Source organism: Pseudomonas sp. MYb13, assembly GCF_002980075.1.
Taxonomy (GTDB): Bacteria; Pseudomonadota; Gammaproteobacteria; order Pseudomonadales; family Pseudomonadaceae; genus Aquipseudomonas; species Aquipseudomonas lurida.
Map to the genome: position 1 here is coordinate 203949 of NZ_PCQI01000006.1, position 25545 is coordinate 229493.

25 protein-coding genes, 1 tRNA gene and 4 pseudogenes are annotated in these 25545 nt (G+C 55.3%); 19 read left to right on the forward strand and 11 right to left on the reverse strand.

Annotated elements, in window-relative coordinates:
* Positions 1-20: 20 nt before the first annotated feature.
* The 3 genes from yajC to queA are packed head-to-tail and all read right to left on the reverse strand — an operon-like array spanning position 21 to position 2573.
* Positions 21-359, reverse strand: coding sequence for a preprotein translocase subunit YajC (yajC, locus tag CQ002_RS13955; RefSeq protein WP_003175975.1), 339 nt, complete (start codon positions 357-359; stop codon positions 21-23).
* Positions 360-402: 43 nt separating this feature from the next.
* Entirely contained in the window at positions 403-1518 is a 1116-nt protein-coding gene (gene tgt / locus CQ002_RS13960) for a tRNA guanosine(34) transglycosylase Tgt (protein WP_003175976.1), read from the reverse strand.
* A 5-nt stretch (positions 1519-1523) separates the two neighbouring features.
* Positions 1524-2573 carry a tRNA preQ1(34) S-adenosylmethionine ribosyltransferase-isomerase QueA gene (queA, locus tag CQ002_RS13965; RefSeq protein ID WP_105162817.1) on the reverse strand — a complete coding sequence of 350 codons (1050 nt, stop codon included), beginning with the start codon at positions 2571-2573 and terminating at the stop codon, positions 1524-1526.
* A gap of 108 nt (positions 2574-2681) precedes the next feature.
* Between queA and CQ002_RS13970 the strand changes: the two genes are divergently transcribed.
* The 11 genes from CQ002_RS13970 to CQ002_RS14020 all read left to right on the forward strand — a co-directional run bounded on the left by CQ002_RS13970 (position 2682) and on the right by CQ002_RS14020 (position 12114).
* Positions 2682-2766 (forward strand) — tRNA-Leu (locus CQ002_RS13970).
* Positions 2767-2931: 165 nt separating this feature from the next.
* Positions 2932-4173, forward strand: a complete 1242-nt coding sequence (locus CQ002_RS13975; protein ID WP_105162818.1) for a tyrosine-type recombinase/integrase — start codon at positions 2932-2934, stop codon at positions 4171-4173.
* A gap of 246 nt (positions 4174-4419) precedes the next feature.
* Positions 4420-5358, forward strand: a complete 939-nt coding sequence (locus CQ002_RS13980; protein WP_105162819.1) for a hypothetical protein — start codon at positions 4420-4422, stop codon at positions 5356-5358.
* An 82-nt stretch (positions 5359-5440) separates the two neighbouring features.
* The gene (locus CQ002_RS13985; RefSeq protein WP_026078127.1) at positions 5441-5695 is read left to right on the forward strand and encodes an AlpA family transcriptional regulator; all 255 of its coding nucleotides are present in this window, start codon (positions 5441-5443) and stop codon (positions 5693-5695) included.
* A complete protein-coding gene (locus CQ002_RS13990) occupies positions 5692-5997 on the forward strand; it encodes a hypothetical protein (RefSeq protein ID WP_105162820.1) in 306 nt (101 codons plus the stop codon). The genes CQ002_RS13985 and CQ002_RS13990 overlap by 4 nt, the downstream gene beginning before the upstream one ends.
* 530 nt (positions 5998-6527) lie before the next feature.
* Positions 6528-6812 (forward strand): hypothetical protein, encoded by a 285-nt coding sequence (locus CQ002_RS13995; RefSeq protein WP_105162821.1) that lies wholly within the window; start codon positions 6528-6530, stop codon positions 6810-6812.
* Positions 6809-7081 carry a DUF3077 domain-containing protein gene (locus CQ002_RS14000; protein ID WP_105162822.1) on the forward strand — a complete coding sequence of 91 codons (273 nt, stop codon included), beginning with the start codon at positions 6809-6811 and terminating at the stop codon, positions 7079-7081. The genes CQ002_RS13995 and CQ002_RS14000 overlap by 4 nt, the downstream gene beginning before the upstream one ends.
* Complete coding sequence (locus CQ002_RS14005; protein ID WP_105162823.1) at positions 7078-9966, forward strand: DUF927 domain-containing protein; 2889 nt, start codon at positions 7078-7080, stop codon at positions 9964-9966. The genes CQ002_RS14000 and CQ002_RS14005 overlap by 4 nt, the downstream gene beginning before the upstream one ends.
* Before the next feature lie 98 nt (positions 9967-10064).
* The gene (locus tag CQ002_RS14010; RefSeq protein ID WP_105162824.1) at positions 10065-10907 is read left to right on the forward strand and encodes a chromosome segregation protein SMC; all 843 of its coding nucleotides are present in this window, start codon (positions 10065-10067) and stop codon (positions 10905-10907) included.
* Between the two features lie 63 nt (positions 10908-10970).
* Positions 10971-11180: a hypothetical protein gene (locus CQ002_RS14015; RefSeq protein ID WP_234010358.1), complete on the forward strand. Its 210-nt coding sequence runs from the start codon at positions 10971-10973 to the stop codon at positions 11178-11180.
* Between the two features lie 547 nt (positions 11181-11727).
* Positions 11728-12114 (forward strand): hypothetical protein, encoded by a 387-nt coding sequence (locus CQ002_RS14020; RefSeq protein WP_105162826.1) that lies wholly within the window; start codon positions 11728-11730, stop codon positions 12112-12114.
* A 23-nt stretch (positions 12115-12137) separates the two neighbouring features.
* Here CQ002_RS14020 and CQ002_RS28545 read toward each other — a convergent pair.
* A pseudogene (locus CQ002_RS28545) lies at positions 12138-12268 on the reverse strand (Presumed portal vertex protein); the annotation flags it as partial.
* Position 12269: 1 nt separating this feature from the next.
* On the opposite strand from CQ002_RS28545, the pseudogene CQ002_RS28550 reads away from it, so the two are divergent.
* Positions 12270-12661: pseudogene (locus CQ002_RS28550) on the forward strand (site-specific integrase); the annotation flags it as partial.
* Between the two features lie 507 nt (positions 12662-13168).
* Here CQ002_RS28550 and CQ002_RS14030 read toward each other — a convergent pair.
* The 3 genes and pseudogenes from CQ002_RS14030 to CQ002_RS14040 form a co-directional block, all read right to left on the reverse strand.
* Positions 13169-13618 carry a hypothetical protein gene (locus tag CQ002_RS14030; RefSeq protein ID WP_105162827.1) on the reverse strand — a complete coding sequence of 150 codons (450 nt, stop codon included), beginning with the start codon at positions 13616-13618 and terminating at the stop codon, positions 13169-13171.
* 1 nt (position 13619) lies between these two features.
* Positions 13620-14516 carry an endonuclease/exonuclease/phosphatase family protein gene (locus CQ002_RS14035; RefSeq protein WP_146117467.1) on the reverse strand — a complete coding sequence of 299 codons (897 nt, stop codon included), beginning with the start codon at positions 14514-14516 and terminating at the stop codon, positions 13620-13622.
* Between the two features lie 126 nt (positions 14517-14642).
* Positions 14643-15615: pseudogene (locus CQ002_RS14040) on the reverse strand (hypothetical protein).
* Between the two features lie 259 nt (positions 15616-15874).
* On the opposite strand from CQ002_RS14040, the pseudogene CQ002_RS28555 reads away from it, so the two are divergent.
* From CQ002_RS28555 to CQ002_RS14060, 3 genes and pseudogenes are all read left to right on the forward strand, one after another.
* Positions 15875-16281, forward strand: a pseudogene (locus CQ002_RS28555) (site-specific integrase); the annotation flags it as partial.
* Positions 16282-16827: 546 nt separating this feature from the next.
* The gene (locus CQ002_RS14055) at positions 16828-17265 is read left to right on the forward strand and encodes a hypothetical protein (RefSeq protein ID WP_069078208.1); all 438 of its coding nucleotides are present in this window, start codon (positions 16828-16830) and stop codon (positions 17263-17265) included.
* Positions 17266-17370: 105 nt separating this feature from the next.
* Positions 17371-17898, forward strand: a complete 528-nt coding sequence (locus CQ002_RS14060) for a hypothetical protein (RefSeq protein ID WP_105162829.1) — start codon at positions 17371-17373, stop codon at positions 17896-17898.
* A 130-nt stretch (positions 17899-18028) separates the two neighbouring features.
* Here the strand turns inward: CQ002_RS14060 and CQ002_RS14065 are convergent, their stop codons facing one another.
* A complete protein-coding gene (locus CQ002_RS14065) occupies positions 18029-18247 on the reverse strand; it encodes a hypothetical protein (RefSeq protein WP_105162830.1) in 219 nt (72 codons plus the stop codon).
* A 1002-nt stretch (positions 18248-19249) separates the two neighbouring features.
* On the opposite strand from CQ002_RS14065, the gene CQ002_RS14070 reads away from it, so the two are divergent.
* Entirely contained in the window at positions 19250-19996 is a 747-nt protein-coding gene (locus CQ002_RS14070; RefSeq protein WP_105162831.1) for a hypothetical protein, read from the forward strand.
* A 615-nt stretch (positions 19997-20611) separates the two neighbouring features.
* On the opposite strand, the gene CQ002_RS14075 is transcribed toward CQ002_RS14070, so the two are convergent.
* Complete coding sequence (locus CQ002_RS14075; protein WP_105162832.1) at positions 20612-21514, reverse strand: LysR family transcriptional regulator; 903 nt, start codon at positions 21512-21514, stop codon at positions 20612-20614.
* Between the two features lie 97 nt (positions 21515-21611).
* On the opposite strand from CQ002_RS14075, the gene CQ002_RS14080 reads away from it, so the two are divergent.
* The 3 genes from CQ002_RS14080 (at position 21612) to CQ002_RS14090 (ending at position 24020) form a co-directional block, all read left to right on the forward strand.
* Complete coding sequence (locus CQ002_RS14080; RefSeq protein ID WP_034109265.1) at positions 21612-22622, forward strand: zinc-binding alcohol dehydrogenase family protein; 1011 nt, start codon at positions 21612-21614, stop codon at positions 22620-22622.
* A 98-nt stretch (positions 22623-22720) separates the two neighbouring features.
* Complete coding sequence (locus tag CQ002_RS14085) at positions 22721-23020, forward strand: putative quinol monooxygenase (RefSeq protein WP_034109382.1); 300 nt, start codon at positions 22721-22723, stop codon at positions 23018-23020.
* A gap of 619 nt (positions 23021-23639) precedes the next feature.
* Entirely contained in the window at positions 23640-24020 is a 381-nt protein-coding gene (locus CQ002_RS14090; RefSeq protein WP_105162833.1) for a cupin domain-containing protein, read from the forward strand.
* A 160-nt stretch (positions 24021-24180) separates the two neighbouring features.
* Here CQ002_RS14090 and CQ002_RS14095 read toward each other — a convergent pair whose 3' ends face one another.
* Together CQ002_RS14095 and CQ002_RS14100 are read right to left on the reverse strand one after the other, a co-directional pair.
* A complete protein-coding gene (locus CQ002_RS14095) occupies positions 24181-24465 on the reverse strand; it encodes a hypothetical protein (protein ID WP_069078203.1) in 285 nt (94 codons plus the stop codon).
* A 30-nt stretch (positions 24466-24495) separates the two neighbouring features.
* A complete protein-coding gene (locus CQ002_RS14100; RefSeq protein ID WP_034109269.1) occupies positions 24496-25392 on the reverse strand; it encodes a hypothetical protein in 897 nt (298 codons plus the stop codon).
* Positions 25393-25545: the final 153 nt, after the last annotated feature.

Here is a 25545-nt window from a genome sequence, read left to right on the forward strand (position 1 = left end):
CGATTGGTAAAGGTTGTTACTTAGATCGCTTTGAGCGTGCCTTTTGGCAGCGTGGCGGCGATGGCGCCCTTCTGGAACTTCATTTCTACGGTGTCGGAGACTTCCAGTACCACGAAAGCATCGGAAACCTTGGTGATCTTGCCAGCGATACCGCCGGTGGTCACAACTTCGTCACCTTTCTGCAGGCTGCCAAGCAGGTTCTTCTGCTCTTTGGCGCGCTTGGCCTGTGGACGCCAGATCATCAGGTAGAAGATGACCAGGAAGCCGACCAGGAAAATCCACTCGAAACCACCGCCCATAGGACCGGCAGCGGCAGGCGCAGCGGCGTCAGCCATGGCGTTAGAGATAAAAAAGCTCATTTAGCACTCCAGTTGCAAATAGTGAATCTTAGGGTCGGAAAACTCAGTCCAAGGGCGGCACAGGGAGCCCGCGCTTGGCATAGAAGGCATCGACGAAGGCGGCCAATGTACCCTGTTGAATAGCCTCGCGCAAACCAGCCATCAGGACTTGGTAGTGACGCAAATTGTGGATGGTATTCAACATGCTACCCAGCATTTCCCCACACTTGTCCAGATGGTGCAGATAAGCACGGGAGAAGTTCTGGCAGGTGTAGCAATCACAGGTAGGATCCAGCGGCGAATCATCATGGCGATGGAACGCGTTACGGATCTTCAGCACGCCTGTATCGATGAACAGATGCCCATTGCGGGCATTACGGGTTGGCATCACGCAATCGAACATGTCCACACCGCGGCGCACACCCTCTACGAGATCTTCCGGTTTGCCAACGCCCATAAGGTAACGAGGTTTGTCAGCCGGCATCAGGCCTGGCAGGTAATCCAGCACCTTGATCATCTCGTGCTTGGGCTCGCCCACCGACAGACCGCCGATGGCCAGGCCGTCAAAACCGATCTTGTCCAGGCCTTCCAGCGAGCGTTTGCGCAGGCTTTCGTGCATGCCGCCCTGGACGATACCGAACAGCGCCGCCGTGTTATCGCCATGGGCATTCTTGGAGCGCTGGGCCCAACGCAGGGACAGCTCCATGGAAATACGCGCGACGTCTTCGTCGGCCGGGTACGGCGTGCACTCGTCGAAAATCATCACGATGTCGGAGCCCAGGTCGCGCTGCACCTGCATCGACTCTTCGGGGCCCATGAACACCTTGGAACCGTCCACCGGCGAGGCGAAGGTCACGCCCTCCTCTTTGATCTTGCGCATGGCGCCCAGGCTGAACACCTGGAAACCACCCGAGTCGGTCAGGATAGGGCCTTGCCACTTCATGAAGTCATGCAGGTCGCCATGCTTCTTGATCACTTCCGTGCCCGGGCGCAGCCACAGGTGGAACGTGTTGCCGAGGATGATCTCGGCGCCGGTGGCAACGATGTCACGCGGCAGCATGCCCTTGACGGTGCCGTAGGTGCCCACCGGCATGAACGCCGGGGTCTCGACGGTGCCGCGCGGGAAGGTCAGGCGACCACGACGGGCCTTGCCGTCGGTGGCGAGCAGTTCAAACGACATACGACTCATAGTTGTTCCTCTGGGCCGCGTGGCGCCGGGTTACGGGTGATAAACATCGCATCACCGTAGCTGAAAAAACGGTACCCATTGTCGATGGCGGCTTGATAAGCGGCCATGGTCTCGGGGTAACCGGCAAATGCCGACACCAGCATCAACAGCGTGGATTCCGGCAAATGGAAGTTGGTGACCAGGCAATCGACCACATGGAACGGCCGGCCTGGGTAAATGAAGATATCGGTGTCGCCACTGAACGGCTTGAGCACACCATCACGCGCCGCACTTTCCAGCGAGCGCACGCTGGTGGTGCCCACGGCCACCACCCGCCCGCCGCGCGCCTTGCACGCTTGAACCGCGCCCACGACGTCCTGGCTGACTTCCAGCCATTCGCTGTGCATATGGTGGTCTTCGATGTTATCCACACGCACCGGCTGAAACGTACCGGCCCCCACGTGCAGGGTCACATAGGCGGTCTCGACGCCCTTGGCCGCAATCGCATCCAGCAGCGGCTGGTCGAAATGCAGCCCGGCCGTTGGCGCGGCAACAGCGCCAGGGCGCTGCGAATAGACCGTCTGATAGCGCTCGCGGTCCGAGTCTTCGTCGGGGCGGTCTATATAAGGAGGCAACGGCATATGGCCGACACGCTCCAGCAGCGGCAAGACCTCTTCGGCGAACTTGAGTTCGAACAGCGCATCATGACGCGCCACCATCTCGGCTTCGCCACCGCCATCGATGAGGATGCTCGACCCCGGTTTCGGCGACTTGCTGGAGCGCACATGGGCCAGCACGCGATGGCTGTCCAGCACCCGCTCCACCAGAATTTCCAGCTTGCCGCCGGAAGCTTTCTGGCCAAACAGCCGCGCCGGAATCACCCGGGTATTGTTGAACACCATCAGATCGCCTGGGCGCAAATGCTCAAGCAAATCAGTAAATTGACGGTGTGCGAGGGCACCGCTCACCCCGTCCAGGGTCAGCAGTCGACTGGCGCGACGCTCGGCCAAAGGGTGGCGAGCGATCAGCGAATCAGGGAGCTCAAAAGTAAAGTCAGCAACGCGCATGATGGGGTTCGTCTAGCAGGGCCGGGAAGTCTAGCGGAAATAGTCAAAATTGACCATGAAACGTGATTGACCAACGGTAATCACCTCTCTATACTTCGCCGCCATTGAGCCCTGATGGCGGAATTGGTAGACGCGGCGGATTCAAAATCCGTTTTCGAAAGGAGTGGGAGTTCGAGTCTCCCTCGGGGCACCATATAGCAGTATCTGAAAGTCTCTACCAGACTCTCAGCACCAGAGAAACCGGCCACTTGAGCCGGTTTTTTTGTGTCTGGCCATCTACCTCTGTATCCCCTTATCCGTTGTATCCCTGTATCCCTGCTTGTATCCTGAGAAAAATACCGAACTTTGGGATACAAGGATGAAGCGCGCAGATATCAAGCGCCGCCCTCTCGCAGACACAACGCTTGCAGGGCTGGAGCCGGAGTCAAAGGAATACCGGGAGCTAGATGGAAACGGCCTCTACTTCAGGGTCAAACCTGATGGTGGTAAATCCTGGCAGCTACGCTACAAACGTCCGGCAGGCAATTGGGCTTGGATGGGGCTCGGGGGTTACCCAGAGGTCAGTGGTGCGCTGGCAAGAGACAAAGCTGCCGATCTACGCAAAGTAGTGAGTAGCGGTGCCGATCCGCTTGAGCAGAAACGATCCGCTAAAGCTGCAATCGATGCGGCCAAAGCCCGAACGTTTAGAGCTGCTGCTGAAGCTTGGCTCAAGGCCAAGGAAGAAAAGGGCCTCGCCCCCTCCACCCTTCACAAAATCCGCACTTACCTCGACAAGGACATACTCCCCGCATTGGGAGACAAGCCCCTCGACGAAATCACCCGTACCGACTGTGCAGATCTCCAGGCATCCCTCGAAGCCAGAGACGCTCATAACGTGGCGGAAAAGTGCCGCACCTGGATCAACCAAATCTTCGGCCGAGCGATTGGTTTAGGACTCACCGAAAACGATCCAGGTAGCCGACTTCGCGATATTGCCGCGCAGGCACCCAAGACTCAGCAGCATCCACACTTGCTGGAGCCTGAATTGGCTGAGTTCCTCCAAGCACTCAAATACACTCCGAGCAGACTGACGGCACGCACCGCCGCATGGCTTTGTATCTGGACGGCTTCCCGACCAGGCATGGTCCGCTTGGCTGAATGGAAAGAGTTCGACCTTGAGAGGGCAATTTGGACGACGCCTGCTGCCAAGATGAAGATGCGCCGGGACTTTGTATGCCCCCTTCCCCATCAAGCAGTTATAGCGTTGAGGGATCTGCACAGCTTAACGGGGCGGAGTCGTTGGCTTTTCCCCGGTGTAGGAGCGAAGAACCCAACCATCAGCGAAAACACAATCAACAAAGTCTTCGCAACCATCGGCTACAAAGGTCGTCTCGTAGGCCACGGCACTCGACACACCGCGAGCACGTTACTTAGAGAGCATGGCTGGCCGAAGGAACACGTTGAAGCGCAGTTGGCTCACAAAGAGGAAGGCATCTCGGGGGTATACAACAAGGCCCAATACTTTGAGCAACGCGTAAAAATGATGCAATGGTACGCCGATCACCTTGATTCCCTAGAGGCCGGAAATGTAGTGCAAGGTCAATTTGGGAAGGCCGTGTGAAGCCGTCAACCCTATACCCCCTCAAAAATCGTGTTACGGGTGTTACGCGTGTTACGCAAACCAATAAACCATTGTATTTATTGAATATATTCAGCGTTACACGCGCTGAAAAACTTGTGAGCAGCACGTGTTACATGGAGGAGTCGTGTTACAGAACGGCCACACCCGTGACCCTGCTGGCATCGGCGTTTTTATCCGCAAATCGCTGCGTTAGCCCACTGACCTCGGGGCGTCGGGAAGACCTAGATGGACATTGAGCGAGGCATCGAGGCAGAGGAGCTAGAAATTGCAGGCGTCGACATAACGTGCCTGGTGTGGGATCAGGACGAAGTCGAGATTGCCGTTCGCAATCTTGTGCTGTTTCCGCAGTTCAACGAACACTTCAAAGATGCCTTCGATCTGATCAGCACCGCTACATCGTTCTGGCTTGAGGACGGCTCCTACGCTCCGTGCGCAGAGTCGGTAACAAGAACCCTTTATCGACTTCGCGATGCAATTAGCGAGCATGCCAGTTATGCAGAGGCAGGATCATTGCCTAGTGTCATTCGACGGTTTCTTGGGGTCAGTCATTCCGCAGCAGATTCACAGCTTGTGGCGACCTATGCCCTGGTACTTGCAACGCAGGCGGTTGAGACGCTCGCAAATTGGCTGTTCGATCTTGAGCTCACCACTTACGGCATTGATGCAGACCTGATAGTGCAGCTGAAACATGACTCACCACGCCAGTACCTTGCCCTGATTGAAAAAGAGCGGGACCGCAGTAGCGGAAACGAAATCCGAGCACGAGAAGACTTCGCTACTTTGTTAGGAGAGGCGAATCAGGCACTGTTGATGGCGAGTCTTTATCGCCAAGTGGAGCAGATGAATGTATTTCAAAAAGGCTTCAACACATCAAGCCTGATGCATCGAATTCTAAACGACGCCTTTTCAAAAAAGGCGACAAGACGAGGCCAGGAAGCCGGTAAGGGGAACCGAGATCCCAGCTCAAAAATACAGACTGACACGATGGATAGACGAGCAAAAATCAAGGCGTCTGCTGAGCAAATCATTAACGGTCGGAAAATTGAAATGCGAAGTCTGTCCGATGCAGAACTGACCAATATTCTTTCCGAACGGAAGGGCCACGGTACAAAAAAAACCATTCGAGAGCATTTGACCGCTCTGGGCCTTAGACCTCTGAAATAAAAAAGGGAGCGGACACAGTCCACTCCCCCTCCCCTGCGTAGCGTATGACCCGTTGTCTCAATTAACAAAGGGTTAGCTCGCTATGACTACCGTACTAAAAGCAATTCCCTCGCATGATCCCTCTATGACTCTCATCCGCATGCCCGAGGTCATTTCAATCGTAGGGCTCGCACGCCCGACTATCTACAAGCTGATGCGTCAACCTGAAAGCGGATTCCCGTTGCCGGTGAAGCTGAGTAACAGCAATGCCCGAAGCGCTCCGGTTGCGTGGGTATTGGGAGAAGTTCAGGCATGGACTCGCGCACGCATCGCTGCCCGCGATCAGGTGGCAGCATGAAAAATCGTGTAGCCAACAGGGCCATCTTGCAGCCTTTTTCAGTACTCAGAAAGGTCGGGTTCTCATCACGCGGTATGCAGCGTTTTGAACGTTACCGCACTGAGCAAAAACGCCTGCACCGGGAAGTGATGGTGATGCGATGGAGGGATGGCATCTGGTGTGCATTGTCAGTTCCCTGCCAAGCCCCTCAAGCAATCATCGTCGACGAAGGCCAACAAATCGATGCCTATGAGGATGCGCGCGCGTGCCTCGAAGGCGACCTGTTGCCCTTTGTCTCCCTGCGCTGGGACATCCATGCCTGAAACGAAAACGCCCCCGGCGGCAACCGGAGGCGTTGAGGTAAATCTACATGCCTGGTCAATTTATGCCGCATCGAAAAAAACCGCAAGAGATCTGCACAGTTGCACTTTCAAAAAACGGGCGTTACTGTGTGCCCGTCGCTGCAAATTCAGCGACCGGGTTTGGCGACCCGGATAGAAAAGGCGCACAGGCGCCCCCATTACGATTGCAGGCGCTTTTTTTGTGCCCGCATTCCTATTTTATGGTGGCTGTGCGTGGGAGACCTTCGGGTCTGCCGGGTTCCTTTTCCCCGGTTCGCCAACCTGCGCACAGCTGCCACCCTAATTCGTTTGGCGACGATCAGTGGCAGCTCCTACACAGAAAAGGAGCTACACCACATGCACGCCCTCAATCCGTCCAAAATTCGCGCCGCTGCTCATCGAGCCATGGCTCTCGCCGCTTTACACGCCAACTCCAGCCTCGCTACACGTCTCTCCCGTTACAACGCCCATATGTCCAAAGCGCGAGCCTTGGAAGCCGCAGGGGGTGCCCAATGAGCATACTCCCAGGCTTCTCACTTCCCGAGGATCTGCTCTGCGTCAGCCAGGATGCTGAAGCCGGTATTCCCATCGACGCTATCACCTGCGCCCTCGACCGCGCCGATTCAGTTCTGATGCTGCTGGAAGATCATTTAGACGGCGATAAACCCGTGCTCTCCAACCGCGTGCTGTCATCCGTTATTTGGGACGTGCGCGGCACCTTGGGCTTGATCAAAACACTCGCCTTGTACGGTGACGCCTCCTCTGTGCCAATGGGCCAGAAAGGCGGTGCCTTGTGAACACTGCCACTACTCTCGGGCGTGCCGAGTTCTCCTGTGCTAACGACACTCATCAGAAACTATTCCGAGTGAATGCAGGCGTGCCGATCGAGGACGCACTTGAGGCCATATCGCTGTTTCAGTACTACGCCAATCAACTGACCCTCGATGCCGCCATGAGTGACAAAGGCGAGCGGTTCAGTTGGCCGGCGTTCTACCTGGGCGAGATGGCAAAAGCGCTGATCGATGACGTGAACGATGCTCTCTACGCAGCGAGTACAGCGCCATGACTCAGCGCACCGGCAACACCTCAAAACGCCCCAGCTTTGCAGACGTAAAAAGCGCTGCTCTCAAGAACATCGAACGTGTGCTTGCTCACTGGCTGCCAAATGGCAAACGTGTTGATGGCGGCAAGGAATACACAGCACCAAACCCTACCCGCTCTGACAAACGTGCGGGCTCACTCAAGATCAATTTGAGCAAAGGCACCTGGGCGGATTTTGCCACCGGCGATAAGGGCGGTGACCTGATCGACCTGGTGCGTTACATCGATGGCGGCACCGACGTTGAGGCCTGCAAAAAGCTGGCGGATCTGCTCAGCGTTTCCGCAGGATCTGCAACCACCAAAAACTCACCGACAAAGCCCGCAGCGCCGGAGTGGATCGCGATTCAGCCGATCCCGGCCGAGGCCATGAACAAGTGCCCGGCCAAACATCGGCAACACGGCGCCCCGTCCAAGGTGTGGATCTATCGCGATGTGCAGGGCCAGCCAGTCATGGCGCTGTATCGCTTCGACCTGGGCCCCGATGAAGACGGCAAACCGCGAAAAGTCTTTGCGCCTTTGACCTGGTGCAAGCGCTCCGATGGACAAACCACACAATGGCGCTGGCAAGGGTTGCCAGAGCCTCGGCCACTGCTGCGCCTGGATGAGCTGGCACAGCGTGCCGATGCGCACGTGGTGTTGTGTGAGGGAGAGAAAGCAGCTGATGCCGCTGCTCAACTGATGCCGGAACACGTCGCCACGTGCTGGCCGAACGGCTCCAACTCTTGGCACAAGGCCGACCTGACGCCACTCAAAGGGCGCGCTGTGGCGCTGTGGCCGGATAACGATGCCAGCGGCAAGACGTGCATGGAGGCCATTGAGCTCAAGCTGATTGAGCTGGGCGCCGCGTCAGTGCAACGAATTGCGCTCGACGTGTTCAATCTCAAGCCCAGCAGCAAAGGCGGCAAGCCAACACTCGTCAAAGGTGGAAAATGGGCTGACGGAGACGATGCAGCAGACGCATTAGCCAAAGGCTGGACCGCTGGTCACTTAGCCGAAATGGTGCGCAGCGGTGAGTTTTACGGCGGTGCCGCTGAGCCAACCGAACCTCAACAACCGAAGGCCAAGGCACCCGCCAAACGCCCCGCGAAATCGAAAAATGATCTGTTGCCGGGCGGCTTTCGTCTGACCGCTGAAGGTGTTTTTTATTCCGGCGACGATGGTGAGGCACGCCCCGTGTGCTCGCCTCTGGAAATCATCGCCCGCACTCGCGACGACAAGGGCCACAACTGGGGCTTGTTGGTTGAGTTCGATGACCCGGACGGCGCTAAAAAACGTTGGAACATTCCGGCCCGAACCATGACCGGCGACTTCGGCAAGGATGTACTTGGGCCACTGGTAGACATGGGCCTACGCCTCGCTGGAAGTCGGTCGGGGCGTAATGCCCGTAATGACCTGCAGAGCTATCTCGGCGGCTTCGATAGCGCCCAGCGCGCACGATTGGTGACGCGCCTGGGCTGGCACGACAACGCCTTCCTTTTGCCCGAACAGCAAATCGGCTCGCACGCCGAACACCTGCATTTTTATGAAGCCGGTGCGCAGCTTCCACCAATCAGCGAAGCGGGCACCCTGGAGCAATGGCAGCAGCAAATCGGCGCGCTATGCGTTGGTAACCATCGCTTGGCGTTTGTCGTCTCTGTGGCGTTTGCAGGGCCTCTGCTGAACATGCTGGGGCATGAGTCGGGCGGTTTCCACCTGTATGGCGACAGCTCCGGGGGCAAGACCACTCACCTGCAAGTCGCTGCATCGGTTTATGGCGGGCCTCGCCTGGTGCGTTCATGGCGCTCGACAGACAACGCGCTGGAGTCCATCGCCGCCGCACACTCAGACGGCCTCCTGGTGCTGGATGAAATCGGCATGTGTGACGCACGCATCATTGGGGAAACGGTGTACATGCTCGGAAACGGCACCGGCAAGGCCCGGGCGAATGATCGAGGACAAGCAGGCCGACAGGTGCAGGAGTGGCGCTTGCTGTTTCTCTCGACCGGCGAGAAGACATTGGCGCAGCACATGGCGGATGCAAACAAGGAGCTGAAAGCAGGCATGGAGGTGCGCATGCTTGCGGTGCCTGCGGATGCGAGCAAAGGCCTCGGCATGTTCGATGTGCTGAATGGTTTTGAGGATGCTGCTGCCCTCTCCGATGCGCTCAAGGCTCGCGTAGCCAAGTACTACGGCACACCCCTCACCGCCTTCCTGCACGCACTGTGCGCGCCCGGGGAAATGCTCAGGTGGACAGTGATCATTCGCCGCACGGTGGAACAGTTCATCACCCAAAACCTGCCCGCCTCGGCCAGTGGGCAGGCCCAGCGTGCCGCCCTTCGCTTTGGCCTCGCCGCAGCGGCCGGAGAGTTGGCTACCGCCTTTGGAGTCACCGGTTGGCCTGATGGTACGGCCACGACGGCTGCACGGGTTTGCCTGCATGCATGGCTAGCCGAGCGTGGCGGCGCCGGTAACTTCGAGGGGGATGCGATTGTGGCTCGACTGCACCAGGTTATCGAACGCTTTGGAGAAAGCCGCTTCACCCGCTGGGAATCTGCGGCTGCCAAGATCGATGAACACGGCCCACGCACGATTGATCGACTGGGCTTTCGCAAGACGATGGAACACGGCATGGGTGATGCCCTGCACACCACCAACACCTACTACGTGCTGCCGGAAGCCTGGAGGGCCGAGATCTTCAAGGGCATGAATATTAGTGCGGTGAACAAGGAGCTGCTGCAACGGGGCGTGCTCGAGCCGGGAAATGACGGAAAGGCGTACAGCTTGATTCGTCTGCCCGGGTTAGGGCCTCAACGCTGCTATGTGGTGAAGACAGTTCCCGGAACGGATGAAGGCGAGGCCAAGGCCGCTTGACGGCATGCCTGCTGATCGAGGTAGTGCCGGCTCATTCCCGGCCTCGCCAGCCGTTCGACAACTATCCCTATCAACTGCAGTACCCAGAGACAATACAGATGAACACTATCCAAGAACTGAAAGACCGCCGCGACACACTGACCCTCGAAATGGAGAGTATTCAGCGCGATTTGATGCCCCTCGAAGAGGCGCTGGAAAGCCCCGAGATTATCCAACAGGGCCGCCAACGGGCAGTGCAAGACGAAATCAACGATCACAAAAGACGCATCGACTCACGAGATCATGAGATCTATCTCCTGAATCAAAAAATCGATCGCCTCGAGGCTCTGGCGAACCGTGAGAGCTTGGCTGCGGGCTACCTCAGTGGCATTGCGAACTGGAAAGCCGACGAGATGGAGCTTAACGAAAAGCGCAGCAGCATCGAGACCAGGTTGCAGCAAGTCCGCCAGAGCGATCAGGAAGACATGGCAAAGGCTCGCCAAGCTGAAACGGACGCAGCCACTGCTTATGCGCAGGCAGTCGCCTGGGGCGACGTGGAGGGCGAGAAGGCCGCTAACGCGGAAGCTCAAAAGGCAGCAAAAAACCTCACGGCTGCGGCTGAGCATCACCGTCGCCAACAACTGATCATCACAGCGCTGGAGCAAGAGCTGGTAACGATTGACCTGCACATCACAGAGGCACAAAAAGAACGCGCCAAGATCGAGAACAAAGCGGCTCACCTGGCGAACACTGTGCTGGAAGAACAATGGAATGAGGCGGCGAAAGCACTGCTGGAGACCGGCGGCAAGCTATGGGCTGCGCGAAGACTGATTAGTCAAGATCCGGTTTCTCTGCTGAAGCTGCAAATCCCTGAGCAAGGTGAAAACTTCGGAAGCTGGACCTTCCGCGAGCTTGCAGAACGCTCACACCAACACAGCCTGCTTGACCTGTTGGCGGCCTAATCTAAACCCTCCCCGAAACAACCGGCGAGGGCCGGTTGCTTCGGGCCTACCATCGGTCTAACCATGAACCCACTACCAAAGAACAGCGCTCAGATGCCTGATGACCTAAGGGCCCGAAAGCTGCATTTAAACGGAATAATTGTCGGCATCGCTGGTATGAAAAAGCTCAACGCAAGAGCAAACAAAATCACCAAGGTTGAGACGCTCACGATTGATGCAATCAAGGCAGAGCTTGATTTCATTGACGTCCAACTCAAAAGAAAGGGAGAGTGATGACGAAGCGGAAGCCTAAGAAGCTTCCGCCTCGATATATCCTTCCATTACAAAAATACCCTAGATTTTTCGGCTTTCAGTCTGTGGCGGCTGCGAGCTTATGAATATCCACCTTCGCAGGGTCCCGCAGGTTTCTACCCCCTCCCAAACGCCAAGTAAGCGCCCAACCAAAGCCGCCGATAGTAGTCCGCAGGGGGCGCAGAAAAAACGACCTATTTAGCCCGCAGGCGAGGTAGGGGGCCGACAGCCAGCGCCGGGTCATGTAGAACGTCATTTCCCCTACGATATGCGCCAGTTCACCACCCGAACGTGCGGGCTGCGCAACCGGAGCTCCATGAATGCACCGCCCCCAGTCTTTATTGAGCCAAATTGCTGGATACGGTTACCATGACAACCCCGAAATGCTATGGTCAATTTGCCATTTTTAATGCTTCCAAAGCGCAAGTTTGACACTGAGACCAGCTAAGCTTCAGCCACACACAAGCCCTTTTGAGGGCAAAAAAAACCGCCATAAAGGCGGTGGTATTCAGATCAAGGAGATTGAGTAATGGGGCAAGATACTTTCGGGGCAAGTGTTCAGTACAACGACCTAAAAGGGACCGCAGCAGCAGATCGACACGACAATAGAGACTTTTCCCACTATCTAGAGGAAAAGGGTCTGCTCAACCCTGGTGAAGCGCTGATCGGTATTGAACTGTGGTCAGGTGAAGTTCATGGCGACGTTCAGGACAAACCTGTTTATGTGACTGCACTAGTTTCATCTGGGGGGAAATACGAGACGATTCATGAGGAAGTCATATCAGGCCAACCTGTCCAGGTTCGCAAGATTGACCTTGAGATGCCTCTCAATGATTTTTTCGGTTTGTTCAAACGCTTTGCGATCTCTATATCAAGTTTTGACCTCAACGACCGTGAAGTTGTTTTCGACGACTGACCCTCAGACGGAAAAGCCCCTATTCACTGAGTAGGGGCCAGCTCATAAGGTTTGAATTGCATTACCTCCTCCCGAGCCAGTCATTCACCTGCGCCATACGCGCCTGAATAGGCTCCAGTTCATTGGCCGCATAGATCTGCGCCACCTCCCTCACCCGCGACATCATCAGCAACGTGCGTCAGGTGTTCCGGCTGGACCGTACCCGGAAAAAGGTCGCACACTACCCGACTGAGGGGTTATTCGTGCGCCTGCCCGATCCAGAGGCGACTGATCCGTTCACCAGGGCGGAAATCAAGCAGATCCTCGAAACACCCACCAATATCACCCAGGAACTGCTGATGGTGCAGCTCATGATTTGGGCGGGGCCACGGTGTCGGAGACCATCGCGTTGGCCCGGGAGAATGTCGATCTCAAACAGGGGAAGTTAACTTTCCGGCGCTCGAAGGTGCGCGGGGCCTATCGCGTGACGAAAACTCGGCGCTCTACGCGCAAAGTGCGTCTCCTGAAGCACACACCATCGACCATCGACGCTTGGAATGCGCTACTGATGACTAGGCTTCACTGCTAAATCCTGATGCGCATCATAAGATGTTGATCGCAGAGGCCCGACACTGCGTTAGATCCTGGAAATCATGTGGGATGATTAGTGCAATGTGTTTGAACAAGAAAACATTGCGCAGGAGTTCGCCATGAAAGCGTTGCATGTTATGCGCAGCGACAAATAAGGCAATTCTGCCACATACATGCTGCTTACACCAATGCGTCTTAGGGCGTGACGCTAGAAACTAAAGAAGGAGACGTGAGAGTGCGCGGGACATGCTACAACTCAACCATAGCAGCGCTGCTGACAGGTATAACACCGACAGCGAGAGCTGCTGCCACAACTGATTGGCGCCACGTTATCGCGCATAGCCACGAATACGCTTGTCCTTACGAGAATCGAGTGCATCAACGATCGAGCTGATGCACAAATATGATGGCGCAAAAATAAATGGCAAGGCCATACACCTATCACCAAAAATAACACCCCTCTAGCTCAGGGACTTAATCTACTTTAGTCAGGTTTAACTACAGACTTCGGTTTTCGCGCCAAGAGCTCTAAAACCTTTTCACCGACATCAGGCAGACTAAGTAAATACTGCAACCCATACTCTAGCGCTGTTTTATTCTCACAGTATGTCTCAGCATCAGCCGTTATTATATGGCAAGGATATCCATTAGCGTCAATTTTCCAGCCTGCAAGTTCCACCGCAGACTGGTCTTCCGCAAGAGGATTTTTCGCTCCAATAAACTGACTTTCCGGCTTAGGCTTATTTGACGAAAAGGTTAGAAGCCCTCCAAATGGGTTAACCCTATTATAAACCCCAACTTTTATTTTACCCTCAAAAGCATTAAAAAGCTGCTCATTTAGAATTGAAAACACAGAGTTTATTTCCAGCTTATTCTTTTCCGCCATATGAGCGGCACTGAGACCCTTTTGAAGAGAACCAATAAAATCAACCATATCAGGCTACCTTTTCAATTGTTCCATAAACTGGCAAGTGGTCAAATTTAGAAGCAGAGCTTTTAACCAATTTAGTATAGTCCGAAAAATCTAAAATATGCTCACAATCATCAAGCAAGCGCCATTCCTTTGCCTCAATGAAGGCATGGGAAAAAATTACCTGATCAAAGGTCAACCACTTCGTAACCTCGCCACCCTTATAGAAATAACTCCCGGCAGTTTGACTTTCCGCATTGACTTTTGACAGGTGCTTCCAGAAGGGATTATAGAGCAAATCAGGCTTACGCCGAACCAAGTCGATATCCCGCGACGCCATTAAAAGCTCACTGAGTGACTGCGCGAATGGTTCATCATTGTAATCTCCGAGCAAAACAACCAATGGTTTATCTGGCATATTATCGATTATTGTATCCACCTGATCTCGAAGCCGAACACCCAGAATGCTTCGTTTAAAATTATTTTCACTACACCAGAGCCTACTAGGCCAATGAGAAATATAAACGTGAAACATGGAACTTGAACCTAGGGCGAGTAGCTCAAGCTTCTTGGCAACCTTCAACGTCGCTTTGCCTCTCCCGGAAATAATATCCTTTGAGCCATACACGAAAAGCTTATTCGAATTATAAACATAACAAATATCAAAGGTCGACTTACCTGCATCGGTTATCTCACTGACAAAAACATAACCTTCAGCGGCGCACTTTTCAGCCACATATGAAAAGTCCTCATCAGACATTTCACCTAACGCAATTAAATCTGCTTGGATGATCGCCATCATGTAAATAATAACCGAGCAAGCTACGTCTCTTTGGTCTTGGGTAGAGCGACTGACCGCAGAAGGAGCAAGCCCTGTATTCCACCAAGCAAACGTAATTTGATGTTGAGCATTAGAATTCATCAAGTCTCTATCCATGCCTACCGAGATTCGTGTGGCCGCTGCCGTCCAGCCTCAACCAACTGCTCCGAGATCGAGGTGCAGAATAATACGTTTTAAAATCACAGAAGCGAAACCCTCGTCTAGCGATTAGAGAGCAATCGGAGTCAGCTGAGTCGAGAGCACCAGCGTGGATGCAGCGGCCTGAGCAAACGCCGTCGCATTGTCCGGTGCCGGAGTTGCCCCACGAACATGTCCCGCCAGATGGAAATTAATCTCCCGTACCAAGTCGAGCAAATCGCACAACACCTTGAGTACGCTAACATTCTCCGATCCTACCCAAGTCTAATTTGCTTTAAAGGCTCAATTTTCCGACGTGACGCTTTGGCGCATTCCCATAATCCTCTCCTCCATATCCCCTCCCACCGTAGCGTTATGCTTCTGCCCCACCACTAGGTTCAAGCCGCGCCCGGTCGCTTGGTGCAGATCGTCCACCGCCGCCAGGCTCGCAGATCCACCCGATAACAGCTTGAGCGCGCCCAGCGCCTCGAGCGTCTTGATCCCGCCCGCCGATTCACGGTTGAATAATCGTCCATCGTCCTGGTGTGGCTCTGGAAGCTCCCAATGCTCTTCATCGCCTCCAGTTCCCGCTCGATCGCCTTGTCCTGGATCTTGCCGTCCGTTTGGCGCAGCCAGTTGCCGTCGGCGTCTACACGCTGCTGACAAGCTTCGCTGTGCTGCCACACTAGGTCCCCCTTCGGCACCCGGGCAGGCTAAGGCCATGAGGCAGGATCTGCGTAATAAAGGGCTCGTTCGGCAGGCCGTATGCAAAGCTGACCACAACCATGGTTCCCTTTTCAGGGAAGCCAAACATACCCGCCTCTTACCCGCCCATCGGCGCCGGCAGCGGCAGACCTGTCAGGATCGGCAGGTTCGGATCTGGCTTGCCATCGGGCAGCAACACTTCCACGTCGACGCCAAAGCGCGGCCGGAAGTCGTCGCACAGACCAGGTGCGGCGGGCGCATAGGGCACGGCCACCACTCGGCCAAAGCGTGGCAGGTGGTAGCCGCCGGTGAGTTCGGGGAATTGCCGCTCTACGCTATGACGGATTGCGTCGTCCATTCGGTCGCCGGCAAGGGCCACGCTGGTGATCCTCTCGCCCAGATTGATGGTTGCACCTAGTCGTAGTCCTGGATCCGCCAGGGCGGATGGGAAGACATGCTGCCGGACGAAAAACCGCTGACTGCCCCCTGCTCCTGGACAAAGTCGGCAGCCTGTCCAAAGACGATCTGAACGAGCTGGACCGACTGACCGTCGTTCGCGAACGAGTGCTGAAACAAGCAGCCAAGCCCGCACCGATGGCAGCATCGAACGGGGCGACCTGCGCAAGATCGATGCGCTGAACCGCCACCGAAAAGCGGAAATCGTGGAGTTCGTCGAGCGGAACAACAAAACGGCGCGCCCACAAAAGCTGCGCTTCGTGTTCCTGAATACCAAAAGCGGCCTGCCGCACGCCAAAGACTCCGTGGTACGCGATCAATTCTTCAAGGCGCACTTGCTCGCCGCCGGCGTTCGTTACCGTAGACCTGGTCAATGCCGGCACCCCTATGCCGGTCAGCTGCTTACCACCGGCGTGGCGTCGACCGACTGGATCGCTGAACAGATGGCTATACCAACGGCAACATGATGCGTAAGCACTACGGGACGTGGATCAATGAGGACGGACCGGATGTGGTGGGCAGGTTGCAAGTGACCCTGAAGCTGTCACCGGTTACAGCTCTACACTGAATCCACTTGAGCCGACGCTCTCGGCAATGCGCCCCACCGCCGTCAGACTGGCTCAGCTGCGTATCGGCTCATGTCGCACCCAGCTTCCCCCGCTGCCGGCCAGGCAGTCGACAGGCCCCAGTCGGGGTCGCCGTCAATCCAGGCCACCAGGCATTCACGCACGGCGTGTCGCTCGACGAGCGAGCATAGTACTTCTTCGTAAATGCCAGCGCCGATTATTGTTTGTGCTCAACGACGAATCGCCTCTTGATCCAGTGTCGGCCTGTCCTTAAACCAGAAGGTCGTGGAATGGTAGACCAGTCCTGGGGGAGCGGTTCTCTTGGTTCCACGAAAAGGCGCCCTCGCATAGGCTAGGTATGGGCGCCGATTGAACATATGGCGGAATTACATGCATGCCTAAAGATCCATGCGACGCGTCTTGACAGCGACCGGCTGAATGCGGTTAAGAAATCACCGATGATCACTTATCGAACGTCACCGCAGCCAAGAAAAAAAATTCTACTTATGAACTAGTCTCTCCCTTCCAGACTTATTAGGTAAATCAACATGTCTACCCCTACGAAAAAAATCGAAATTGCATCCCAATTACTCGATACCGCCTTGCGTCATTTTTTCAGTGAACCGCCAGAATATTTCGCAACGATATGCCTTGCCGGTGCTGCCGAAGAGATACTGGGTAAGCATGTAGAGTCGAAAGGTGGTGAGTCATCATTCAACAGCATGAGGAACGGTGCTCTACATCTATCGCGATTTTTAGAGGGCGAGCCAGCCACCGAGAAGGCTATCCATAACCTAATGAATAAAGCGAAGAATTCGACAAAACACATGAATGGTAGCGATGACTCAACCGTCTATTTTGATCCGAAGGCCGAAGCAAAGGATTTGCTTGACCGAGCGGTGACCAACTATTACCAATTGATGGGGCATTACGAGTTGAAAGAAACCGATCTGCTGACTCATTTCAACAATCAGCGCGGTGCGTAATACAGCACTGGTCAGATGTATACAAGGCACGACCTGATACCACTCGTAACGTCAGTGTTCAGGCCGTACTGTGTGCGGTAGATTAACTAAGAGGATCGGATACCCATGAAGACCAGGACCATACCGGTAGGCCAACTGATTATTGAAGGTCTCGGAGATACAGCTAATGCGTATGAGTACGTCTCCGAGTTGATGCCTCTAATCGGTGAAGTTGTCCTCTGGTTTAATACACTTGAGGCGGACATCGATAACATCCTGTGCGGATTCATATCTGACCGAACAGATCAAAAAGGTCTCTTGGTCGTGGGGAATATGATGTACTCCACAAAATTGGATTTGTTCGAACGATTCACTTCTGATTTTTTCCGCGAGAGAGGGAATCAGCCTGCTTGGCTCCCACAGCTCCTTTCAGACCTACGAGAGTGTGGAAGCCTCCGCAACAAGGTGGTTCATGCGAATTGGATGCAAACCAATGTGGATGGGTACACCCAAGTCAAAATTAAATTCAGCAAGAGGGGGCTTGAACATGAACTTGTCCAATTTTCCAAAAACTCGCTCGACCTAATAGTCGGTAAAATTGAGTCTACGAGAAGCCAACTGGATGACCTCAGCATGGAATTTCTATCGTGCTGATGTGTAGTAGGAGCGACGCAATCTGGCGGCGGGAGCAGAATTTATTCCGATCCCTTTTGGCCGATAGATGACTATCGCGAACTCTTAAAAAAATCCGGTCATTTTCGTTCGCCGAATCAGAGTCAACTCTCTAGGACTGCCGCAGACGCATAATCGCATCTCTGATTGCTTTGGCATTTGTGTCCAAGGTTTCCATCGCCATGACTGCGTTTTCTGCCACGGTTTCTAAGCCATTCCCTGAAAGCCAGCTTGTGACCTCCTCTATTGCCGCTCCAAGTGCATGCTGGTTGTGCAATAGCAACGTGAGTGCGTCTGCAGTGGCAATGTTGGAATCTGAGTTATTTGGCATAGCAGCCTTCCTTGGAGTTCGGTTCGCAGAAGCCTAGCTCATCAAATAGCTGGCGAAGGTCAGGCCCCCATTCGGTGGTCGCCACTATCGCACCAAAATATCGCTCCAGTCCCATCTCAGTCCCATATGGCCTTTTTTCAGATTACAAATACCACAAACTCCAGATTTTATTTATTAAAATCAATATGTTGTGCTTTATGAATGTGGCAATTAAGGAGAGATTCGCACCCTCATGACTTTAGGCGTCTACAGCGTCTGATTCAGCGCCTAAGCAATGACTGCTATTGGCCGGTAGCTGCCCTTCTAAACGAAGCCCCTAGGTCGACGGCACCTGCTGCAATCATCAAAAACAGCTCTACCAAGGCATTAATTGGTGTAACACCTTTTCGCCATGTAACACGCATATCGGCAAACCAGCCACAGATGTGTAACGCGATATAAATCCATTAAAATCATATAGTTATATACTTATGTAACACGCGTAACACCGGTAACACGGTTTTATTAGGGTAGCCCCCTAGCCCCTAGCGTATTGCTCCTTCAGCGAGCGAGGTGGGTCATGCTCTTGGCTTTGGTTCGATGGTGGGGACCCTGGAGAATTCTTTTAGATACGGGGCATAGAACCCGCCGGATCTCATTAGTGGCTGGGCTCCAAAGTTAGTTGACTGGTTGACCGAGTTGACCGAGCCAATCGTTCACAATCCTGAACGAAACCATGCACCGTTACAGATCCGGTAAGGATGCCCTTTTCTCTTCAAGATCCTTTCAATTTCAATGTTGAAATTTCAGTAAGCTGGTGTGGCTGCCGCTACCACGATCCCGCGGGTTTCTGACCCCGTGTCACAAGGTATTCCTCAGGGGCCCCACCATTCCTACGACGTCCTGAAGCCAATGAAGACTGATAATGCCCCCAGAACCAATCACTCACTGCGGATCATTGCAAAAATGAGTAGTAGGATATGGCCGCCGTTCGGGATATGAGTCCAATTACTAGGAGTATTTATGGCTGCCTACAAAGGTTTAGAAACCGCCACTTCGCTGGTGGTGGCTTATGAGAGCTTAGCGATGGCCCACAAGAAGGCGTGGGAGTCAGAGCAGTATCGAGCGGAAAGTCAAAGCACAGATCCACTTCAGTGGACTAACTACAATAACGCCTTCGCGCTGCTGATTCTGAATGCTTCGATAATCGAAGGGACACTTCGCAGCATCCTTGCACACAAGCTACGTGATGACATCAGCGAGGCAGTTGAGCGAGGTATGGCTGCCGGACAAACCGCTCCAAGCAAAATGGAGCAACTCCTGGCGAAGTTTAATGCCGAAGTCGAAATGGCGGGGGGGTGGGAGTCTCTCAAACGCCAAATTGAGCTCTACACAGACATATCTGTCGACAAATCAGTCACTGCAGAAGCCAAAGAAGCAATCACGGTCATGTTCGCTCTTCGTAACGTTCTCGCTCATGGGACGGCGATTATACAACCCTCTCTTAAAATGTCGGATGACATGAAGGATGTCTATCCGTGGAACTGGCAGGCCAAGCTCCACGGCGTGGCGATGTACCTGGAACGCCATTTTAAAAAGGGCGGTGTCTTTGAGAATCTAGCGGATCACGGGATGCCCGAACACTTCTGGAATGTCACAAAAGACTACCTAGCCCAGATAGAGACGCTTTTCACCCCCCTACCCGCTTCAGTTCAACGGACTATCAAAATGCAAAAGAGTCTAGGCTTTGGATTTCGTAAGTACTCCTAACAGTGGTGTGAGCGTCATTTGAAAGGCCTCTTTACGCCAATTCCGATGATCACCGCATCGTTGGTTGTAGCCTTGGCGTGACCGATCAACGATGCACGACCGTTAGCGCGATATGCCTATAGCTCTGCTCCAATGAACTCAGCCCTGGCAGAGGTGTATCCCTGCATGTATCCCTAACGGTGTAATTTAGCTGCAAGCCACAGATTACTTGGGAGGCTACAGTCTCCCTCGGGCACCATCTTAAAAAAAGACCTTGAAATTCAAGGTCTTTTTTTTCGCCTGTAGAAAAGTGGGCGGTCAGCAGAATTACCGATCACCGCCTGCTCTCAACCTCAAACACACCCCCCTGTGGGAGCTGGCCTGCCTGCGAAGACGCCAGCCCCAGCGGTAGCAATATACGCACAGCGCCAATAACCTTCAGGCAGAGATTTTTGACAACGATAAGGCACTTGCATTTGCCGATAGCTACTGCAAAAGCAACCCTGATCACAACATGAGCCAGTTAGCACTGGCCTTGGTAGAGAGCCGATACCGTAATACTCAAGGAACACTGGCCTAATTTTCATAATCAGAGATGGCTTGGCGATTCAGAAGGATTGTCAAAATGAGAATGTTCTAATCGTCGCTGACAACAGGAGGAATGGCGATGAAGCGCTCCCTCAGCCATTGATGCAGCGCAGTCACTGCCCGTGATACCTGACCGCGATGAGGGCAGGCGAAACTCAGCGGGTACACATCGCCGGGATAGTCGGTCAGCAGCACCACCAGACGGCCTGCGTGTACGTCGGCGCAGACGTCCAGCCAGGATTTGTAGGCGATCCCTTCGCCCTGCAGGGCCCAGCGGCGCACTATATCGGCGTCATCGCTGAACAACGGGCCGGCGACGTGCACCGTTTGCGTACCCAATTGCCAGCGGTCATGCAGCCGACCGTTTTGCAGGTAGGGCAGGCACGCGTGACGCGACAGGTCCTGCGGCGTTCGTGGCGCGTCATGGCGGGCCAGGTAGTCCGGAGACGCCACCAGTACCCGACGGTTAGTGGGCACCAGGGGCAAGGCAATGTAGTTGGCGTCTTCGTTCAGCCCGTAGCGAATGGCCACATCCACGGGGTCACGAAACAGGTTGCTCACGTGGTCAGAGAGCAGAAAACGCAGGTTCAACTCGGGGTGCAAGCGGCGGAATTCGGTGAGCCACGGCAGCAGGATATTGCGCCCCAGGTCCGACGGGGCGGCGATCTGCAGGGTGCCACGCAACGGCGCATTGTCACCGTGCAGGTTGGCCCGACCTTGCTCCAGGTGTTCGAGCACTGACCGCGCCGTGGGCAGGTACTGCTCACCTTCAGCGCTGAGGCGCAAGCTGCGCGTCGTGCGGGTGAACAGGCGCACCTCCAGTTCCCGCTCCAGCCGCTTGATCGCGGCGGCCACCTGCCCCGGCAGCAAATCAGCCTCAACCGCGGCGGCGGTAAAGCTGCCCAGGGCGGCGCTGCGCAAGAACAAAGCAAGGTCATCGATACGGATCATTTTCGCTACCAGAGTGAAAGTGTTGCTGCATTGTGTTGATTTTTCTTTGTAGTGGAAACGGTAAAGATGCTCGCAACCCCCTCATCAATGAGTTGCCATGAAAGCCATCGCCTTTACCGAACACGGTCTACCCATCCACGACCCGCGCTCACTGCAAGACGTCAATATTGCCGCGCCAACGCCTGGCCCTAGGGACCTGCTAGTGGAAGTGGAGGCGGTCGCGGTCAACCCGGTGGACACCAAAGTCCGCTCCGGCAGCTTCGCCAAGGAACCGAAGGTGCTCGGCTGGGACGCGGCCGGTACCGTGCGCGACGTCGGCGCCGAAGTCCGTTTGTTCAAGCCGGGGGACAAGGTCTACTACGCCGGCTCGCTGACCCGGGCAGGCAGTTACAGTGAACTGCAGGTGGTGGACGAGCGTATTGTCGGGCACCGGCCTCAGTCGTTGAGCGCTGCCCACGCTGCGGCCTTACCGCTGACCTCGATCACCGCCTGGGAATTGTTGTTTGATCGCCTGGGTGTACGCGAAGACGGCGGCGATGGCGATGTGTTGCTGGTGGTAGGTGCCGCCGGCGGCGTGGGCTCGATGCTGGTGCAACTGGCTCGCGAGTTGACCGGCATGACCGTGATCGGTACCGCCTCGCGCCCGGAGACTGTCGACTGGGTCAAGCGCATGGGCGCCGATCACGTGATAGACCATCGCCAGCCGATGCTGGCCCAACTGCAGGCGCTGGGCGTTGGCGAGGTGAGTCATGTGGCCAGCCTGACACACACCGAAGAGCATTTGCCGCAATTGATCGAAGTGTTGCGACCACAAGGGCGCCTGGGAGTGATCGATGATCCCCGCAGCCTGGACGTGATGCCGCTCAAGCTCAAGTCATTGTCCCTGCACTGGGAGTTGATGTTCACCCGCTCGCTGTTCGAAACCCCGGACATGATCCACCAGCATCATCTGCTCAATCGCATCGCCAAACTGATCGACCAAGGCATTTTGCAGACCACCCTGGGTGAGCATTTCGGCGCTATCAATGCGGCCAACATGCGCCGTGCCCATGCGCTGGTCGAGAGCAACAAGGCGCGTGGCAAGATTGTGCTGGAGGGGTTTGCATGAATACCTTGATCAAGTCCATGGGGTTGACGCTGATGGTGTCGATGACCTCAGGCTGCGCCAGCCAACACCCGAACCTTTCCCCCAACGGAGCGACCGCTATGCAAAAGCCCTTGGTATCCATCGCCGTGCTCAAGGCCAAACCCGGTCAGCAGCAGGCACTCAAGCAAGGCTTGTTGGCGCTGGTTGAACCAACGCGCACCGAGCCCGGTAACCTTGACTATGTGCTGTTTGAGCTGCGTGACGAGCCGGGTACGTTCTACATGCGTGAAGCCTTTAAGAATCAGGCCGCCCTCGATGCGCACTTTGCAACGCCGTACTTCAAGGAATTTGCAGCAAATGCCGATAGCTTGCTCAAGGAGCCTTTGCAACTGATCTTCCTTGAACAGGTTTCAAACTAAGATAGAGCAAACTCTCAAGCGGCAATGACCCTCGCTGCGCAAGCGCTGAGGGTCAAACCGCATCCAAGAAAACACAGCGATTCACTTGAAATTCCACCGATAACAGTCTGATGACCTCATAACAACCTCCGTGAATAGATAGCTCGCGAGGGCTTGGCAGGTGCAGTCTTTCATCATCAACAAGAATGTTCAGCCTAAAGGCGACTAGGCGATACACAACACCACAACCGGCTGTATTCATATGCCACAGCGCTGCAGTTGCAGCTCTATCAACATGGGTGAACGAGAAGATCAACGGATGCTTCCACTGCTGCAACCCGTGCCATACGACTTAAGGTTCTATCAACGGGGAGCACTTACCAACGCAGGCGCGCACTCAAGCAGGCCATAGGGATTTGTATCCCTGCTTACATAATTGAGCTGCAAACCACGATTTATATGAAACACGCGAGTCTCCCTCGGCCCATCCTAAAAAAAGACCATGAAACTCACGACCGTTTTTCCTCTGTAGAAAAGTGCGCGCCCTACACAATCAACCACCGCTACCTCGCAAGATCGTACAAGCCCCACCACCCCCTCCCTCGCTAACCTGACGTCTCCCCCCATCCGAGCACCCGTCATGGTCCAGCCACTGCCCTCAACCCACCCCATAAACCTCACTCATAAAGCCTCCCTGATCGACCAACACTGGAGCCCACGCGTCGTCGCCGAGATGAACGACTACCAGTTCAAGGTGGTACGCATCGAAGGCGAGTTCATCTGGCATTCCCACCCCGAAACCGACGAGGCCTTCCTGGTACTCGAAGGCACCCTGCGTATCGACCTTCCAGGCGGTCCGGTCTATGTGGCGCAAGGTGAGCTGTACGTGGTCCCTCGCGGCGTAGAGCACAGCACAGCCTCCGAAGGCGAGGCCAAGCTGATGATGATCGAGCCACGGGGCATCTTGAATACCGGGCATGAAGGTGGGGAGCGTACCGCTGTGAATGATCAGTGGATCTGAAGCTGGCATTTGCTTGAGGTCGCCCGCCCGCTCGAACCGTAGATGATCTTGCGACGAACCCAAGCAACCTGCACGTGGAAGACGGCGATACTGACACCACTTACCCTGTCAGCCTTGAACAGGCCGAGACGCGGCCGCCCTTGCCGAGCGGCCGGTAGGGTTATTTCAGTAAGGCGATCAGCGTGCAAACCACCGTGATCGCCAGCGCCGGCCACTGCATCGGCATAAAAAAGAAGTGGTGGCGCACGCCATCGGTGTGCGGTTGTCGGTTCAGTACAACGCCCAGCACGGTGTTGATCGCTGAACCCACCCCGAAGCCGATCAACACCTGCATCAGCGATGTGTTGCCGGGTTTGACGCTGGGGTCGGGCCACAGCCACATCAACAGCAGCACCATGGCCACCGGTGTAAACAACGTCAGCCAGCCTGCGCCGCGATAAATCATCGTTTTATCCTCAGCTATGACGCGGCCGGCTCAAGCCAGCTCGCGTGTGTGTCGTTCAGCCGCAAACACGGCGTCGAGGGTATTGAGGAACAGGTCGTGGCTCAGAATGCCGGTGGCGATGGTCGACAACACGGGGTTGCCGCTCTCGTCCTTGATCACCACTTTTTCGGTCCAGGCGTTGAGGTCGACGGTGCGCAGCGACGACATCGGCACGTTGCGGCCCTGGTACTCCAGGAATGCGCGGCTGACCAAGATCGGTGTGGTGGTAATTTTCAGGAAGTTGCCGCTCACGCGCTTGCCCCAGACCTGCCCCGAGCTGATGCAGTTGAACGTCACCGCCGCACCCATCTCCAGCGTCGCGATCACTGCCGGCATGCGTGCACGTACGTGCAGTTCGCGCACCAATTGCTGGAACTCGTAGAAGCCCTTGAGGCTTTCAGTCACCCGATGGAACGGCTCGGATGCGTTACGGCGATAGGCCAGGTTGGTGATCATGCCGGTCATCACGGTTTGCCCGGAGCCGAACAGGTACAGGTCTTCGATATCGGCGAACGCCGTGTACTCGCGTTGCTCGTTGATGATGCGCTCGATGCCGAACTCAAACACGTTGTAGCGTGGGGCGCGCAGTTTTTTGTGCCAGGCGTAGGCCGCAAACACGCCCAGGGCGAGTACGGCCAGCAAGGCACTGGTGGCGTAGATAAGGGTATGCGGGTTGGCGAAGTTCAAGGCCATGCCACGTGACGTCTGGAGGTTGACCGGGCCATCGTTGCCCGGTGGCAGGATCGTGCCCAGGTACAGCACGAAACCGGCCAGGGCAAGCAACACAACCCCGAAGACCACACTGAAAATCAGGAAGCCCTTGCCGTGGCGAAAACTGGCGACCCGTTCGCCGGTGGCGGAAGGTGCTTGGGTGGGCGATGACTGCATGAGTGTTTGCGTCCTTGTAATGGGTTAAGCCGTGCACCCTCTCCGTCTGGTGGCCGGGTGCGCTTGGCACGGCCAGTTGGAACATGGCTAACTAATATCGTTCCTCGGGCCCAGGACTTTGCGGTGGCGGGAGCCGCCACGTTCACGGTAGTG